The organism is Endozoicomonas sp. Z74, from assembly GCF_057680865.1.
In genome coordinates this window covers 23,255-40,085 of the sequence record NZ_JBLYZI010000016.1, presented here as the reverse complement: position 1 = coordinate 40,085, position 16,831 = coordinate 23,255, and the positions used below count along the sequence as shown (strand labels likewise).

The window sequence follows — 16,831 nt, the reverse complement described above, 5'->3', positions numbered from 1 at the left end:
ATCTACTTTTCTATAGGTGCCTGTATGGGCACCTGGTAGAGATAAACCGGCGTTTTATATAAATCATCCCCATACAGCGTTTTGACCGGCAGCCACCCTGGCAGCCGGAAGGTATGGGTGAGAATCCAGCAACCTTCCGGTAGCCCCGGGATCACTTCCTTTTCCAGCCGCTTCATGGCTCCGGGAAACAGGTAACAGACAATCAGGCCGGAATTGCCCAGGTCTGCGGTGAAAAAATCGTTTCTGGTGATGGGGATCCTGGTGGTGAGGGTGGCCCAGAGCGCCGGAATGGGCGACCGCTCAAAGGCTATGATCCGGTTCCGGGGGTATTGCTGTTTCAGAATGGGAAGCAGGGTTCCCCAGCCACAGCCCAGCTCCACAATATCTCCACTGATTTGCCCGGGCAGTGCCTTCTTGAGGGCCCGGCTCACTCTTCGGGAAGTGGGCGTAGGCCCAATCCCCAGACGGATGCTCCAGAACAGGATCGAGCCGGCAGCCAGAGCCATCACCAGTAATAGAACATAGGCTGCAACTGTTGTCCCTGCCATTCAACTGTTATCCTGAGCCCGGATTTACCTTCAACAGCATAAGAAGTTATCAGCTCCGTGGCCAGACCTTCCGATGTTTCCACCAAGAGAGTCACCCTTGATGATGTGGCTCTGCGGGCCGGGGTTTCCAAATGGATTGCCTCCCGAAGTTTTACTCCCGGCGCTTCTGTGGCCGAACACAAGCGCCAGAGAGTGCTGGAGGTTGCCCGGCAACTGGGTTACCAGCCAAGTCTGCTGGCCCGTGCTCTGTCGAAGAAACGCTCCACTCTGGCGGTGCTGGTGCTCGATGAGTTTGCCAATCCCCATGCATTAGTGATGCTGCAGAGAACCACGGCGGCTTTGCAGGCTATTGGTATGCAGTGCATTCTGGTGAACATCGCCAGTGATAATTACCGTCCGCTGCTGGACACGGCCAAACAGTATCAGGCGGATGCCATTATTCTGATCGGCTCTCTCTTTGATGAACAATTACTCCAGGAGGTGAACCCGGAAACGCTGCTGGTGCTTCTGGGGAGGGAGAGCAGGGACCCCAGGGTGCTGGGGATTTCCTGCGATAACGGAGCGGCAGGCCGGGAGATTGCCGATCGTCTCTATGAGAGGGGTTGCCGTCGTCCACTCTATCTGTCTGGCCCTGGTTGTCAGTACACCATTCTGAACCGTTATCAGGGTTTTAATGCACGGATGCAGGTACTGCTGGGAAAAAGCGTTCCTGAGTTGAAATGCCCCTCCTACGATCATGAGCTGGCGGGTCAGCTTATTGAAGGTTATCTGTCAGAGAGGGCAGAGGGGGAAAGGCCGGACGCCCTGTTTTGTGAAAACGATATTCTTGCGGTGGGGGTTATGGATCGCCTCAGGTACAAAATGAATATCCCGGTGCCTGATGAGATAGCCGTTGTGGGGTTTGATAATATTCCGCTCTCCCAAAGTCACGCCTACGACATCACTACTTTCGAGCAACCCCTGGACCCTATGATTGATACGGCAGTTGAGATGATACAGTTCTGGCAGCGAGACCGAACCCGAAAAAGCGCAGAGGTTCTGAAAGGAAAGCTGGTGGCTCGTACCAGCGCTTGACTCACAATACTCCAAAGATGCAAATGTGCACTACTGTTTGATTTCGATCAGGTTTTGTCAGAGGGATTTGCTGCATGATTGCAACCGATAGCAATCCTGTACAACCTCACCAGGGAACGAACAAAACATGATCACATTTGCCATGTTCGGCGCCGGTCGTATTGCCAGAGTTCATGGGCAGACCCTGACAGAGCACCCCGGAGTCTCGCTGAAATACATTGTGGACCCGGTCCAGGCCGCGGCTGAAGAAGTTGCCCGTCAGTTTGATGCTCAAGTGGCTGAAGCTGAGGCGGTGTTTGGGGACCCGTCGATCAATGCGGTACTGATCTGCAGTTCAACGGACACCCACGCGGATCTGATTGAAAAAGCCGCCCGTTCGGGCAAAGCCATTTTCTGTGAAAAACCCATTGATCTGGATATCGCCAGAGCGAGGGATGTGGCTGAGATTGTCCGGGAGACCGGGGTCACCTGCTTTCTGGGCTTTAACCGGCGGTTTGATCCAACCTTCAGGGCATTACACGGGCAAATGCGTCAGGGCCGTATCGGAAAGCTCGAACAGCTGGTGATCACGAGCCGTGATCCTGCCCCACCGCCGGTCAATTACATCAAAGTGTCCGGAGGGCTGTTCCGGGATATGATGATTCACGATCTGGACATTGCCCGCTGGATACTGGGTGAAGAGCCCGTGGAGGTGTTTGCTACCGGCAGCTGCCTGGTGGACAGTGAGATCGCCGAGGCCGGGGATATTGATTCCGCACTGGTTACCCTGAAAACCGCCAGTGGCAAACTCTGTCACATCAATAACAGCCGGCGTGCTGCCTATGGTTACGATCAGCGTATTGAAGCGCTGGGGGAAAAAGGCATGCTCCAGGCCGGAAACCATCGGGAAAATGAAGTGCGCTATGTGGGGGAAGAGGGGGAAATCACTGAGAAGCCCCTGCTGTTTTTCCTGGAGCGCTATATGCCGGCTTACCGAAGTGAGTTGCAGGAATTTGTGGACGCCCTGGTGGACGGGGTAGAGCCTTCCGTGACCATTGATGATGGTGTCAGGGCGCTGACGTTGGCCGATGCTTGCTATCAATCCCTGAAAACTGGGCAGGTGGTCCGGTTGAGTTAGTACTTGTCGCTCAGCAGCGGCTTATTGCTGGCCGCTGCTGGTCTATTGGTCTTACAGTGCCTGCCGGAGAATAGTGGCCACCACCTCCGGAGTTATATTGCCCTGCTCACCCAGGGTCAGTCGCCCATGACGCTTGAGCTGGTCAGTGACCGTGGTGATAGCCTCTTCATCAATGCCGTAATCCGATAATCTCGATTGAACGCCCAGTGACTCGAAGAACCCGCGGGTTTTCTCAATGGCCTGGGCAATGCGTTCACTGTCACTCCCTTCACGAATTCCCCAGACGCGTTCCGCATACTGCAGCAATTTAGGCCCTTTCTGGTCAGCCATGACATGAAGCAGGGCCGGGTGCACCACCGCCAGTGTCTGGGCATGATCAAGACCATACAATGCCGTGATTTCATGGCCGATGGCATGGCTGGTCCAGTCATGGGGAATGCCGACGCCCACCAGACCATAGAGGGCCTGGTTGGCAGCCCACATAACCGTAGCGCGGGCGTCGTAGTTATCGGGCTGTTCCATCACTTCGGTCCCGCTTTCCACCAGGGTGATGAGCAGTCCTTCAGCGTACCGGTCCTGAATTCTGGAACTGTCGCGGCAGGTTAAATACTGTTCGGTGATATGAATCCAGGCATCGACAATGCCGTTGGCGGTTTGCCTTGGTGGCAGAGTGAAGGTGGTTTCAGGGTCCATGATGGCAAACACCGGGTAAACCAGTGGGTGGCCGAAGGACAATTTGTCCTGGGTGGACTTTCTGGAAATCACGGCGTTCGGGTTGCTTTCGGACCCGGTGGCGGGCAGGGTGAGGACACACCCGAAAGGAGTGGCGGTGTCAATAGAAGCCTTTTCACTGAGAATGGCCCAGGGATCCCCCTCAAAACCCATGGCTGCAGCGATAAATTTGGTGCCATCCACCACGGATCCGCCACCCACGGCCAGAAGAAAATCGACGTTTTCAGCCTTTGCCAGCTTGACCGCTTCCATCAGGGTTTCATAGGAAGGGTTGGGTTCTATACCACCAAACTCCAGCACCCTGTGATCTGTCAGTGCGGCATGCACCTGGTCAAGAACACCATTGTTTTTTATGCTGCCACCGCCATAGGTGATCAGTACTCTGGCGTCCCGGGGGATTTCCTGGGTGAGGCGGGCAATCTGCCCCCGGCCAAAGTGGATGCGGGTGGGGTTGTGGAAGGAGAAGTTGTTCACTGACAGGTCCGTGCATTCATTTTAGTTCAGGTATTCTCTCATATATATGGTGGAAAGATGTTGATTTGATTCATATTTTCTTTTTATCAGGCGGGACTGAAAAATGATTGTTTTGCTGGGAAACTTTGGCTGCCCCTAAGGTCTAATGGTGTTGACTGACCGGGATGGGATAATGGTCGTTTTTCAAGGGCCTGATTAAGAAAACACTCTCTATTCAGAAGCAGGTGGGATATATAGTCATGAATGAAGCGGGGTTATCGACTCAATCATCCGCCGTTCTGTCGGCCAGAAACGCAGATGCAGGTCAGAATGCGCAGGCTTTCGGGCAGTTCGCTGGTATGAAAACCGGGGCAGTGACCACAACCGTTCTGCAGTTTCATTTGCCTGTTTCCACTGGAAGGGACTATCAGGCAGTGCTGATCACCTTTCGGGTGGTGACGGTTCATATTGCTCAGCCTTTGCTTCGTCTGGATGAAAGGATACCAGCCTCCCTTGAAGGCCCTGATGGAAAAGAGAAACGCCCTGATTCTTCCTCTAACCCGGTAGCGCCTGACGGTCCGGAGTCTCCCGGGAATTCCGGGGAGAAGGGGAGCGGGGACTGCTCATTAGAGTTGTCAGATGACCCGCACTGGATAGAAGAGAATTTCTGTAGTGATGAGGGCGCTGAGCGTTCAGAAAGGTTACATGATAAAGGATCGGACCCTTCTATTGGGAAAGAGGATGCTCGTCAAACCGGCACCACCGATTGTTCCATAGAAGGTCGTATTGGTGAGATTGTGGAGGGCGATCAGCAGGCCCGGCAACCGGGAACCTCGTCTTCGGACAGCAAGCAGGGACCTTCTGAACAACTGAGTAATGCATTATCAAGACAACTGCCCACTTCCAACGAGCTGGCCAGTCTGGTGAACAGGGGCATTGCCCTCTGTAAGAGCATGCTGCAGCTGACTACAAGTGCTTCACCTGTTTCTGGTGATCACGGTGGCTCCCAGCCACAGGCAGGAAAGTCCGGGTTGCCCTTGAGAAGTGACAGCGGCCAGCCTTTCAGCTCTGCTTCTGGGGACAAACTCGCCCCGCAGCAGGCCTCCAGTGCTTCTACACCCCAATTAACCCCGGCCATGAGTGGCCAGCCTGCGTTGATGGATTCTGGAGTAAGGGTGCCCTCTCAGGTGATACCCCTGGAGCCTTCCAAACTCAGTAGCAGAGAGGGATCCCTGAGGAAAAAAGAGAAGGGTAAGAAAGATAAGTGGAAAAAAGGTCATCAAGGCAGAAATCATCCCGGGGATAAACACGAAGATGACCCAGGGCAGTTGTAACCCGGCGTTTTGTCTACCGGGCATACAGCCGCCAGTGATTAACAAGGCTCAATAATCAACAGGGAAAAGGCCTTTACTGGAGTCGTTCCCAGGTCTGGGAGCGACCCAGCAGGGAAAAGCCGATATATCCACGGACTTCCAGTTTCTGGCCGTCATCCAGCAGTTTCATATTGGCGCTGTAGATTTTTCCGGATTCCGGGTCGACGATTTTCCCGTTGTCGTATTTATTGCCGTCTTTTTCCATGCCCCAGAGAATGGTCATTCCCTCGATTTTTTGGTCTTTCAACTCACCCTTGCACTTTTTGCAGGTGCTGTTCTGTTTGGCCGGATCCAGGATTTTGGTGACCTTGCCGGATAGCTTGCCATCCTGCTGGTAGATGGTGACATGGCTCTTGGCCTTACCGCTGCTGTCATCAATGGTTTTCCAGGTGCCCACCGGGGTGGCGGCAAGTGCTGCAGTGGAAAGAAGTGCAGCAACAAGGCCAAGTGAGGCCTTGAAAAAGTGTGAACGCATGAAGGTTTTCTCCCGTTCTTCAGTGGTTCCAATACCCCTGAAGTGGACGTTATAAATTGTGTTTTGCCCAGCCAGTTCAACGACAGGGGGCCGGTTTAGCACCGGGCTTTCACTCATTCAGATAGAAGAGCTTGCCCCTGACACTTCGCCTGAAATCCGATGGACTGAGTTGATATTGACGCCTGAACAGCCTGGAAAAGTAATCCGGATCTGAATAACCCACCTGAAGGGCAATCTCAGCGACACCAAGGTTGGTATTTTTTAACAGATCCCTGGCCTGATCAAGCCTGATTTGCTTCAGATACGTCATGGGCGGGGAACCGGTGGCCTGACGGAAGCGACGGTTCAGTGTCCGGCTGTTCAACCCCGTCTTCTGGCAGAGCAGTTCAAGCTGGATGTCAGTGGCGTAATGTTCATGAATCCAGGCCTGCAGGTGGACGATCACCTCATCCTGATGGGTGGTGGTGTGGTCATCGGAAAAATGGGTGTCCTTGAAAGGGCGCCGGATTTCATGGGAAAACTGCTGTTCCACCTTGAGAGCAACGGATTCCCCCAGGGACATTGAAAGCAGGTGCACCATGAGATCCGCTACCGAGTTGACACTACCGGCACAATAGATCCGTCCGGAGCGGGTAATCAGGTGGTTGGGTTTGAAATCCACCCGGGGAAAATACCGTTGCAGTTTCTCCACATAAAACCAGTGGGTTGCAGCAGGCTTCTGGTCCAGCAAACCCGCCTGGGCCATAAAAGCGACCCCGGTACCGGCCACAACAAAGATCGCTCCGCTTTCATACTGCTTCTGGAGCCACTGAATGATGTCCGGATTCTTCCGGATCACCGGCAATGGGTTGCGCCAGAGGGCGGGTACCAGAACCAGGTCACCGGTGCCAGATTGATCAAAGGTATACTCAGGAGTCAGTTTCAGCCCGCCAGTGGTGATCAGCGGTGAGTTATCGCGGGCGCAGAGACGGATGTCTATGGAGGCGGTGCCGGAGGCAAGGCGTTGATAGGTCTGTCCTGCTTCGAGCATTTCCAGGGGAAGCGTGATGCTGGTGGCAATCATGTGGTTCACCATGGGCACCAGAACCCGGCCGATGGTTAAGTGGTACGATCGTACTGACATATCTTTTACAAAACCGGTGGATGTGACCTTAATATCTGGTTTTATGACTCATTTGTCCAGAAGTGTTTGCCCTGAAGTTATTAAACTATGTTCACTTTCTTTTGGCTTTTCACCGTTTCTGGCAGGGGTTCAAACCGTCATGAACGGAGCCGGCAACCATGAGCGGACAGTCCGGCTTATTCCGAAAGCTGAATGCCGATAGCCGCTTTTTTGCCCTAAAACACACAGTTGGCTGAATGCCCGTTAACGGATGCTTTGAGGTGATCAGATCACCCCTTAACGGGCAAACTACGTTCACAGGAGTAAGGCATTGTCCAGATTACCCGTTATTGTTGCTCAGGGGGGGGTCAGCCCGGCGGGAAGAACCTCTGGTTTTCATGGCTACCGCCGACTGGTGCTGGATGCACTTGAGCAGCAGTATCAGAAGCAGACGCTGGCTTCACTCTGTGCTCTTCGAAACCTGCCCGGGGACACTCCAGAGGCGGACATTCTTTCCGGTACCCTGATCCGTCGTCTGGAAACCAGCCTGTTTGACAGTCAGTCCATTTACTATCACCACCCGGTAGAGGCGCAAGAGGGTTCTGAAATGATCCTCAGCGGCCGCCGGTTACCGGCACCCCTGCCTGCCAACTGGCAGCTGGAAAAGCTGGAGGATGGTCGGGTTAAAGTCAGGGTGGGTTCAGGGCAGAAATTGATGGTGCCCGCCACCAGAACCTCTCCAGTGAATGCCGCTGGCCAGTTGCCAACGGGGTTTGCACCGGAAAAGCTGTACCAGTCACGGCACCATCCCCGGTCATTGGCCATGACGGTTTTCGGCGCTTCCGACGCCCTGTTTTCTTCCGGTATGGACTGGAGCCGGATCAAGCAGCACTTGAGTCCGGAGCAGATGGCGGTGTATTCCGGCAGTGCCATGAGCCAGCTGGATTACAACGGTAACGGGGGGATGCTCCAGGCGAGGCTGCTGGGCAAGCGGGTTACTTCGAAACAGTGCCCTCTGGGCTTTGCTGAAATGTCGGCGGATTTTATCAATGCCTATGTTCTTGGGTCTCTTGGCGGTACCGGAACCGGTATGGGCGCCTGTGCCACCATGCTCTACAACCTGGAACAGGCAGCGGCTGAAATCCGCAGTGGCCGCCGGAGACTGGTGGTGGTTGGCAACAGCGAAGCCCCTGTCACTCCCGAAGTCATGGAAGGTTACTCCACCATGGGGGCGCTCACCACCGATGCTGCCTTGAGAAACCTGGATGGCCTCGATGTTTCTGAGGCTCCGGACTGGCGCCGTGCCTGCCGTCCGTTCGGGGATAACGCCGGCTTCACCATTGCGGAATCCAGCCAGTACCTGATTCTGATGGACGATGAGCTGGCCCTTGAATGCGGTGCCGATATTCTGGGGGCAGTCGCTGATGTCTTTATCAATGCCGATGGGTACAAGAAGTCTATCTCTGCACCGGGCGCCGGTAATCATTTGACCGTTGCCAGGGCTGCAGCCCTGGCAAGGGCTATTGGCGGGGAAGAGGCATTGCGTCATCGCAGCTTTGTTCAGGCACATGGCACCGGTACTCCCCAGAACCGGGTAACGGAATCCCTGATACTCAATGACACCGCCAGAACCTTTGGTATTTCTGACTGGCCCGTGGCGGCAGTGAAAAGTTATGTGGGTCATTCCATTGGTGCGGCCGGAGGAGACCAGATTATGGCCACTCTGGGGGTCTGGAAGCATGGTGTGATCCCTGGCATCAAGACCATTTCCGGTTTGGCAGAAGATGTTCACAGCAGCCACCTGAAAGTACTGACCGATCACCTGCCGGTGGGGGCCGAATCCATGGATATGGCCCTGGTGAATGCCAAGGGGTTTGGTGGTAATAATGCCACGGCTGTGTTGCTCAGCCCTGAACTGACCGGGCGGATGTTGAAAGCGCGTCATGGCGAGAAGGCGATGATGGCTTGGCAGCAGCAGCAGGAGTCGGTACTGGAAAGCCAGGAAGCTTATGAGAAGAAATCCCTGGCCGGGGAATCTCTTCCTGTCTATCACTTTGGCCAGAATGTCCTGGATGGCGATGACCTGGAGTTTGATGCTCACCAGATAAAGGTTCCCGGTTATGGGCAGGCCGTCAGCCTGGACCTGGAAAATCCGTTCTGGGATTTTTGAGGGTGCTTGATTACAGGCCCATGAGCAGCCATGCTGTGGGTTCAGGAAGTGCTTGACTAGCAGCCTGACATATTTCAAGCAGGGGGTTGATATGTATAAACCATCGTTACTGGCGGTCATGCTTTCAGGATTAGTTGCATCTGGAGTGCTGTCTTCAGGGCTGGCCTTTGGAGAAACAAAGGAGGGCCGGGTCAATATCCCCAGTGCGGATTCCACAGTATTGACGGTTTATCAAGACAAGGCCCTTATCAACCAGGCGTTCAAGACGCTTCCCGGTGCCAATGGCCTGCTGGAAGTGGAAGGGATGCCTGATGATTGGCAAGAAGGCAGTCTGGAGTTGGACTACCGGGATGGCGACCGTCGCCAGGTACCGGAAAGGGTCTGGTGGCCAAAGGCAGGTCTGGACCGGGACCTGCTCTACCGGCGGCTGGTTGGCAAAACTGTGGAAGTGATCGGTGGGGGCCTGAATGTGGCGGTTCAGGGAGTGTTGATGACGTATGACCGGGGAATGGGGCTGGTCCAGGGCAGTAATGGCCGACAATATCTGGTGGATTTTCAGGACCCCCAGGGGTTCAGGATGGTCTCCAGGGATTCATCCCTGAGTCGCCAGGATTACCTCCCTTTTTTAATGGCTGACTTTGGTCAGCAGGAGGTCAAGGGCACTCTTAAGCTCTCATACCTCACCCACTCTATTCGCTTTTCCAGCGATTACCGCTTAACCATTGAGCCTGACCAGCGCGCCCGGCTGGAACTTCGGGCGATTATCAGCAACCATACCGATGCAGACTACAGCAACGCCAAAGTGCGACTGGTATCGGGAAACGCAGCCGGTTCACCTGGCGTGTTGCGTAATACCGCCATGATGGAAGCCGCAGCACCGAAATCGCAGAATTCTGTGGGGCGTCGGGTAGGGGAAGTGCTGGTAACCAACCTCCCTGACCCATTGTTGCTGACCCCTCAGAGCAGCCATTCTGTGTCCCTCCATCACCGGGAAAACCTGGCATTGGAAAAGCGCTATGTTCTCACGGTCTATGGGCGTTCCACAGGCTCCCGTGGCGCCAATATGGAGCGCCCAAAACTGACGTATCGATTCAAGACCGAGGTGGATTTGCCCGGTGGGTCGGTGAATCTGTACGAAGAAGGGCCTGATGGTGTTGCGGTCATCAGCGGCCATGGCTGGCTTCCGAAAACTACAGCGGGCGATATGGCCCGGTTGAATATGGGAGAGGCCCTTGCGGTAAGGGTTGACCGCTCTCGGGTGGATACTCAGCAGAAGCCGGACAATGAACTTCTGGTTCAGTGGCAGGCAACGGTCCATAACGACCAGAAAGAGCCCGTGACTCTGTTGCTGGCCGACCGTGACCGGAACCTTCTGAAGATTTCCAATCTGGTCAATGCCGAGAAGGAAGCCCCCGGGGTCATCAGGGTGACGGTCCCTGCGGGGAGCCACAGGAAGATTGGGTACAGCGCGGTGTACAGCCGTTGATAGAGTTGTTGTATCTGACAATAATGGTTTTCCAGGGTAACGGATCATGTACTCTTCAATTGTCGTATTAACCGGGGCTGGGGTCTCTGCGGAATCAGGCATCAGAACCTTCAGGGCTTCTGACGGACTCTGGGAAAACCATCCCGTGGAAGCAGTGGCGACGCCGGAAGGTTATGCCCGGAACCCCTCCCTGGTTCAGAATTTCTATAACGCCCGTCGTCGGCAGCTGGCAGAGGTGAAGCCCAACCGGGCCCATCGTGTTTTGTCGGAATTTGAACAGGATTTTACCGGTGACTTCCTGCTGATTACCCAGAACGTGGATGACCTCCATGAGCGTTCCGGGAGCCGGAACCTGATTCATATGCACGGGGAGCTGCTGAAGGTGCGCTGTCAGGACAGTGGCAGGATATTTCCCTGGAATCAGGACGTTACCGTTGAAACTGAATGTTCCTGTTGCGGTATTTCCGGGAACTTCCGGCCTCATATCGTCTGGTTTGGTGAAATGCCTCTGGCCATGGATGTGATCTACGATGCCCTGGCCCGGTGTGATCTGTTTGTAGCCATTGGAACTTCCGGCAATGTCTATCCCGCGGCGGGTTTTTCAGAGGAGGCACGCTCCTCTGGGGCTCGAACCGTGGAGTTGAATCTGGAACCGGGGGCCAATGCTTCCCTCTATGACGAACAGCATTACGGGCCGGCTACTGAGGTGGTTGAGCGTTTCTTTTCATCTCTGGTTGAATACACCGGCTGACAAACGCTTTCTGAAATTCCCCCAGCTGTTTTTTGTTCATCCGCAGAGGACGCTGGGACGATACATTGCCGGTCAGTTTGTTGAAGCACCCCTGACGATAAGCGTAATCATTAGCAGACAGAAGCTGGTTGATTTCCACATAGCGGAGGCTGGCAGGCTGGCCGATGGTCAGATGTTCGGTTATTTCACCAATACAGCAGACTGCGCAGCTGGCAGTGCCTTCAGTGGGTTTGCTGTCGGCCTTGTTAAGGCTTAACAGGTCTGCAGTGGTTATTTTTCGGTGTATTTCAATCTGGTCAGGGGCCAGAATCGACAGGCTTTTTACAGCGCCAAAGCACCGGTCTCCCCCCAGAATTTCATAGGTTCGGGTGAGCAGGTGTCTGTTTTTGCCCGATGATGGCGTTTGCAGGCCTTTGACCACCAGTCCACTGCTCTGGGTCATGGAGCCACCATAACTGGTGGTTATGCTCACCAGAAGCTGCTGATTTGCCAGTTCACCCACAATGGCATAACGGACAAAAGCGGGAATGCTGTTGTTGTTATCCTGCAATGGGCGGCGAAACTCGGCACTGAAGGAGTTGAGCTTTTTAAACGGGTACGATTGATATTTTTTCTGGCATTCCTTCAAGTCGATACTGACCGGGTCTGAGGCGTTTGAAGGTTCTTCCAGGCTGCCCAGCAGACGCTCCATACAGACGGGGTGAATCAACTCATAAGCATGGATGGCAGGGGAGAGCGCCAGCATTGGCAGCCAGAGTACCTGAAAAATAAGGCGGTATTTTTTCATAGTTCCAGGGTCTGTCAGGTCTTTGAATGTCATTCACTAAAAATGTCATTGTCTATATTAGTCCGCTCAGAGAAAAACTGAACAAGACTTCCGGATGGCAAACTCCATAGAAACCTATGGTATTGATGCGGTTCCCAGGCAGGAAAGAATGGATGGCTTTGCTGCCCCTTTCCTGACCATGGTGAACTTCTATGTCAATCCGGCCACGGTTCTGACAGCCGCCATGGGAGTGGCTTCCGGCCTCTCTGTTCTGACGGTCCTTATGGTGCAGCTCCTGGGAGTGCTACTGGCCATGGTGGTGTTTCTGGTCATGGCGCGAATCGGGGTGGATTACGGGCTAACCGGGCAGATGGCCTGTCGAGCTGCTTTTGGAGTGCAGGGAGGTCGGTTTGTGACATCGCCTCTGCGGGTTCTCTGTTCCGTTTACTGGTTTGCCTTTCAGACCCAGGCGGGCAGTCTGGCGATTTCCGCTGTTCTCCAGCAATGCTTTGGCATTGAGTGGTCTTTGTGGCGTATAGCCCTGGTTCTGGCGGGCTTACAGGTTCTGGTTTCTCTGGTTGGGTATCGTTCATTGCAGTGGTTGTTCCGCTGGGCCTTTCTTTTGAAAATGGTCAGCCTGGTTGCCCTGGGCTGGCTGCTGGGGGCTTCCATGGATGAGCCGTTGTCTGGGTGGGCGCGACTGCCGGTGATTCAGAAAGAGTGGTTGCAGGTGATGCTGTGGTTTAACGCGGTTTTTGGAGGAATGTTGACCCTGGTGACCGATGCCGCTGATTTCACCCGGTATATCGGTGGTCGCCGGGCGCTCTGGGGAGGAGCCCTTTGCGGGAGTGTACTGGGGTTGCTCAGTGCTGCGGCATTGGGGGCATTTGCCATGGCAGTGACCGGTGGTTCCGTTGACCGGTTGTTCCTGGATCTGTTGAATCGATTGCCGGGGAATCTGACCGCCACTCTGCTGCTGGTGCTTATGGTACTGGATAACTGGACCATCAATGTGATCAATCTGTACAGCGGGGGCATCTCCCTTTGTCATACCCTGGAATCATTCAGCCGGTTCAGGTGCACATTATTGGTCAGTATTCTCGGTATAGCCCTGTCCTGTTTTCCGGGAGTCATTGATCGTTATCTTGAGGCCGCGGAAATGGCGGGCATTGTATTTGCGGCCATTGTCGGAATTCTTCTGGTGGACTATACCGGTCGAGGCTGGCGTATACGGGTGCCGGGGCTTTATGCCGGAGCCTCTCTGCAGGGGGAGCGAAACCCTTACTGGTACCGTTATGGCTGGAACCTTTCCGCCTGGTGGGTGGTGTTGGTAGCGGCCCTTATGGGGCTGGCCATGCCAGAGTCATGGCCTGTGCCGGTTCTGGTGCTTCTGGTTTCCGGCGGGCTTTATCGGGTATGCCGCTGTTAAAGCGCTAAACTGCGCCAAGTCGGAATCAACATGATTATCGAACTGGGTTTTAGCGTGGTTTAGTCTTTGATCTTGAGGGTATATTTTAATTGACATGCCAAAACTGCTTTACTAGCATTGATTCCAAGCACCCGTGGCGACGCATAGTTTAACCTTTAGTGACTATGCCAGACCCTCGGGTTTTTTTATGTCTAAAAATCAATGGGTCGTCAATGGATATCAAGACTGCAGTGCTTGTCGATGGTTCATTCTTTATAAAAAGGATTGATACATACAAGAGAAGGTACTTTAAATCTGCACCTGACCTCACTGCAAAGCAGATAGTTGAGATACTGAGTAAATCGGTTATCAAGCACCTTGTTTATGGGGCAGGGGGAAACACAAAGGGCTCTAAGAGGCAGTCAAAAAATGCTTATGAAAATATCAAGCCAGACACCCCCCACCATCTCTATCGAATTTATTATTATGATGCCCCTCCCCTGGATATGAAAATTCACTATCCGCTATGTGAAGCGGGAGAAACAAACCCACGGGTAAAAAACTATAAAAATGAGCCTTCCAGCCTATTGAGAGGTGAAATTCTCGAACAATTGAAACAGCAGAGGAAGCTGGCGCTGAGACTGGGCAGTACAAAACATGACAAGTCCAATGGGTGGCGATTAACTTCGTTTGCCACTAAAGCCCTTATTAAGGGGGAGAAACAATTTTCTGAGATGACCAACAGAGACTTTAACTTTGAAGTCAGGCAGAAAGGAGTTGATATCAAACTTGGGATTGATATTGCTTCACTCTCCTATGAAAAACTGGTCGATAAAATCATTCTGATAGCTGGGGATAGTGACTTTGTTCCGGCTGCTAAAATGGCAAGAAAACATGGGATTGATTTTATTCTTGACCCTCTAAGAAACAATATTGACATGAGCCTGAATGAACATATTGATGGCTTAGTATCTCATGATTTGGTCTCGATCATTAAAGACGTGACAAAATTACAACCTGATGAAAAGCCCAAATGGTGGGATTCAGGAAGCACAAAGAAAACGGGTGGTAAAAGCCTGAATTCTAGAAAAACACATCAAGCATAACAACACCCTGCGTCGACCAGTTTACCGCCCCTGCTACGGGGCGTTCGCCATTATCCATTAGATACTACTCGAGATGGTCCGCAGTTTTGACCCAGGTGGGTACCTCTGCCCAAGACATCGCCATCAATGTGGATCAAAAAGCGGGCAATGGTGCCCCGCGGTTGTTTCGCACAACTGCGAAATTTTCAAACCAGTTGGGGGTTAGCTGACCAGATAACCCATGGCCTGCTCCAGCCCGTTGATTGTCAAGGGGTACATCTGTTCCTCCATCTGTTCCTGGATCATCCGGGTTGACTGAGTGTATTGCCAGGCATGGTGCGGGGTCGGGTTCAGCCAGACCACCTTAGTGAAGTGCTGCTTCAGACGTGACATCCAGGTGCTCCCGGGCTCTTCATTAAAATGTTCGACACTTCCCCCGGGGGAGCTGATCTCGAAGGGAGACATGGCGGCATCACCCACGAAAATCACCCGGTAATCACTGCCATAACGGTGAATGATGTCCCAGACGGGGGTGGACTCCTGATGTCGGCGTCGGTTGTCTTGCCAGACGTTTTCATAGAGATAGTTATGAAAATAGAAAAAGGCCAGGTGCCGGAATTCGGTTTTACAGCAGGCAAACAGTTCTTCGCATCGCAGAACGTGATCGTCCATGGAGCCGCCAATATCCATGAATAAAAGCACTTTGACGGCATTGTGGCGTTCAGGGACCATTTTTATATCCAGGATTCCCCGGCTGGCGGTGGAGCGAATGGTGTTATCCAGGTCCAGCTCTTCGGTGGCTCCCTCCCGGGCGAAACGTCTGAGCCGGCGAAGGGCCATTTTCATGTTCCGGGTGCCCAGTTGCTCATTGTCGTCCAGGTTTTTGAATTCCCGTTTATCCCAGACTTTGGCGGCATGGCGATGCCTTGAGGTCTCCTGGCCAATACGGACTCCGGACGGGTTGTAGCCATAGGCGCCAAAAGGGGAGGTGCCACCGGTACCAATCCATTTGCTGCCCCCCTGGTGCCGGCTTTTCTGCTCTTCCATCCGTTTGCGGAAGGTGTCCATCAGTTCCTGGAGGTTTTCCATGGCCTTCACACGGGCTTTATCTTCCTCTGAAAGTTCCCGGGTCAACGCTTTTCGCAGCCATTCTTCGGGAATCAGTCCTTCCAGGGCCTCTTCCATGGAATCGATGCCGTTAAAGAAGACCTGGCAGGCTTTATCGAATTTGTCATAATGCCGCTCATCCTTGACCAGGATGGCCCGGGCCAGTTGATAGAACGCCTCCTGGTCGGCGTACACCAGACGGGCATCCATGGCGGCCAGCAGGTCCAGATACTCCCGGGTGCTGGCAGGTACGCCGAAAGCGCGAACAGTATCAAAAAAACGGGTCAGCATGATCCGCCCTCAGCTCCGACGGTTCATAAAGGCAAGCCGCTCCAGCAGTTGCACGTCCTGCTCATTTTTGACCAGGGCTCCGTGCAGGGGCGGGATGGCATTGCGGGTATTCCGGTTCTGGAGAATGTCCACGGGAATATCATCGGAATTCAGCAGCTTGAGCCAGTCAATTAATTCAGAGGTTGAGGGTTTCTTTCGAAGCCCGGGGATCTCCCGAAGCTCAAAAAAGACCTGGAGCGCTTCATCAACAAGTTTTTTCTGGAGGTCGGGAAAGTGGACCTGAACGATCTTCCGAAGGGTGTCGGCGTCAGGGAAGCGGATATAGTGGAAAAAGCAGCGGCGCAGAAAGGCATCGGGCAGCTCTTTCTCATTGTTGCTGGTAATGATGACAATGGGGCGCTGCCTGGCCCTGACCTGCTGATGGGTCTCGTAAACGTGGAATTCCATTTTATCCAGTTCCTGGAGCAGGTCATTGGGGAACTCAATATCGGCCTTATCGATTTCATCAATGAGAAGCACCACCTGCTCCTGGGCGTCAAACGCTTCCCAGAGCCGACCTTTGACGATGTAGTTGCCAATGTCGTGTACTCGCTCATCCCCCAGCTGGGAGTCTCTTAACCGGGAAACCGCATCGTATTCGTACAATCCCTGCTGAGCCCTGGTGGTGGATTTGATGTGCCACTGCAGCAGGGGTTTTCCCAGGGATCGGGCCACCTGCTCGGCCAGCATGGTTTTTCCGGTACCGGGTTCACCTTTGATCAGCAGGGGGCGCTCCAGTGCGATGGCGGCATTCACGGCCATTTTAAGGTCATCGGTGGCGATGTACTGGTCAGTACTGTCAAATTGCATAAGCATGAATCATTGAATCTTATTGTTATCGGAGGTATGGCGTT

The 16,831-nt window shown here is 53.6% G+C and carries 15 protein-coding genes; 8 read left to right on the top strand and 7 right to left on the bottom strand.

Annotated elements, in window-relative coordinates; all coding sequences use genetic code 11:
- Positions 1-2 precede the first annotated feature (2 nt).
- Entirely contained in the window at positions 3-548 is a 546-nt protein-coding gene (locus ACNRUY_RS06865; protein ID WP_488110904.1) for a hypothetical protein, read from the bottom strand.
- Between the two features lie 57 nt (positions 549-605).
- Between ACNRUY_RS06865 and ACNRUY_RS06860 the strand changes: the two genes are divergently transcribed.
- A complete protein-coding gene (locus tag ACNRUY_RS06860) occupies positions 606-1,622 on the top strand; it encodes a LacI family DNA-binding transcriptional regulator (protein WP_488110903.1) in 1,017 nt (338 codons plus the stop codon).
- Positions 1,623-1,749: 127 nt separating this feature from the next.
- The gene (iolG, locus tag ACNRUY_RS06855; RefSeq protein ID WP_488110902.1) at positions 1,750-2,739 is read left to right on the top strand and encodes an inositol 2-dehydrogenase; all 990 of its coding nucleotides are present in this window, start codon (positions 1,750-1,752) and stop codon (positions 2,737-2,739) included.
- Between the two features lie 51 nt (positions 2,740-2,790).
- On the opposite strand, the gene ACNRUY_RS06850 is transcribed toward iolG, so the two are convergent.
- Positions 2,791-3,945, bottom strand: coding sequence for an iron-containing alcohol dehydrogenase (locus tag ACNRUY_RS06850; RefSeq protein WP_488110901.1), 1,155 nt, complete (start codon positions 3,943-3,945; stop codon positions 2,791-2,793).
- 239 nt (positions 3,946-4,184) lie between these two features.
- Between ACNRUY_RS06850 and ACNRUY_RS06845 the strand changes: the two genes are divergently transcribed.
- The gene (locus ACNRUY_RS06845; protein ID WP_488110900.1) at positions 4,185-5,258 is read left to right on the top strand and encodes a hypothetical protein; all 1,074 of its coding nucleotides are present in this window, start codon (positions 4,185-4,187) and stop codon (positions 5,256-5,258) included.
- Positions 5,259-5,331: 73 nt separating this feature from the next.
- On the opposite strand, the gene ACNRUY_RS06840 is transcribed toward ACNRUY_RS06845, so the two are convergent.
- Positions 5,332-5,772 carry a DUF2147 domain-containing protein gene (locus ACNRUY_RS06840; RefSeq protein WP_488110899.1) on the bottom strand — a complete coding sequence of 147 codons (441 nt, stop codon included), beginning with the start codon at positions 5,770-5,772 and terminating at the stop codon, positions 5,332-5,334.
- A gap of 109 nt (positions 5,773-5,881) precedes the next feature.
- Positions 5,882-6,895 (bottom strand): GlxA family transcriptional regulator, encoded by a 1,014-nt coding sequence (locus ACNRUY_RS06835; protein WP_488110898.1) that lies wholly within the window; start codon positions 6,893-6,895, stop codon positions 5,882-5,884.
- Positions 6,896-7,205: 310 nt separating this feature from the next.
- Here ACNRUY_RS06835 and ACNRUY_RS06830 point away from each other — a divergent pair, with 310 nt between their 5' ends.
- The 3 genes from ACNRUY_RS06830 (at position 7,206) to cobB (ending at position 11,281) form a co-directional block, all read left to right on the top strand.
- Positions 7,206-9,044, top strand: coding sequence for a beta-ketoacyl synthase (locus tag ACNRUY_RS06830; protein ID WP_488110897.1), 1,839 nt, complete (start codon positions 7,206-7,208; stop codon positions 9,042-9,044).
- A 91-nt stretch (positions 9,045-9,135) separates the two neighbouring features.
- Positions 9,136-10,530 carry a hypothetical protein gene (locus ACNRUY_RS06825; RefSeq protein WP_488110896.1) on the top strand — a complete coding sequence of 465 codons (1,395 nt, stop codon included), beginning with the start codon at positions 9,136-9,138 and terminating at the stop codon, positions 10,528-10,530.
- Between the two features lie 46 nt (positions 10,531-10,576).
- Positions 10,577-11,281 (top strand): Sir2 family NAD+-dependent deacetylase, encoded by a 705-nt coding sequence (gene cobB, locus ACNRUY_RS06820; RefSeq protein WP_488110895.1) that lies wholly within the window; start codon positions 10,577-10,579, stop codon positions 11,279-11,281.
- On the opposite strand, the gene ACNRUY_RS06815 is transcribed toward cobB, so the two are convergent.
- Positions 11,229-12,068 carry a hypothetical protein gene (locus ACNRUY_RS06815; protein ID WP_488110894.1) on the bottom strand — a complete coding sequence of 280 codons (840 nt, stop codon included), beginning with the start codon at positions 12,066-12,068 and terminating at the stop codon, positions 11,229-11,231. The genes cobB and ACNRUY_RS06815 overlap by 53 nt on opposite strands.
- A 94-nt stretch (positions 12,069-12,162) precedes the next feature.
- Here ACNRUY_RS06815 and ACNRUY_RS06810 point away from each other — a divergent pair, with 94 nt between their 5' ends.
- Positions 12,163-13,476, top strand: a complete 1,314-nt coding sequence (locus ACNRUY_RS06810; RefSeq protein ID WP_488110893.1) for a purine-cytosine permease family protein — start codon at positions 12,163-12,165, stop codon at positions 13,474-13,476.
- Positions 13,477-13,688: 212 nt separating this feature from the next.
- Positions 13,689-14,561: an NYN domain-containing protein gene (locus ACNRUY_RS06805; RefSeq protein ID WP_488110892.1), complete on the top strand. Its 873-nt coding sequence runs from the start codon at positions 13,689-13,691 to the stop codon at positions 14,559-14,561.
- A 201-nt stretch (positions 14,562-14,762) separates the two neighbouring features.
- Here ACNRUY_RS06805 and ACNRUY_RS06800 read toward each other — a convergent pair whose 3' ends face one another.
- Together ACNRUY_RS06800 and ACNRUY_RS06795 are read right to left on the bottom strand one after the other, a co-directional pair.
- Positions 14,763-15,938, bottom strand: a complete 1,176-nt coding sequence (locus tag ACNRUY_RS06800; protein WP_488110891.1) for a vWA domain-containing protein — start codon at positions 15,936-15,938, stop codon at positions 14,763-14,765.
- Between the two features lie 9 nt (positions 15,939-15,947).
- Positions 15,948-16,787 carry an AAA family ATPase gene (locus tag ACNRUY_RS06795; RefSeq protein ID WP_488110938.1) on the bottom strand — a complete coding sequence of 280 codons (840 nt, stop codon included), beginning with the start codon at positions 16,785-16,787 and terminating at the stop codon, positions 15,948-15,950.
- Between the last annotated feature and the right edge of the window lie 44 nt (positions 16,788-16,831).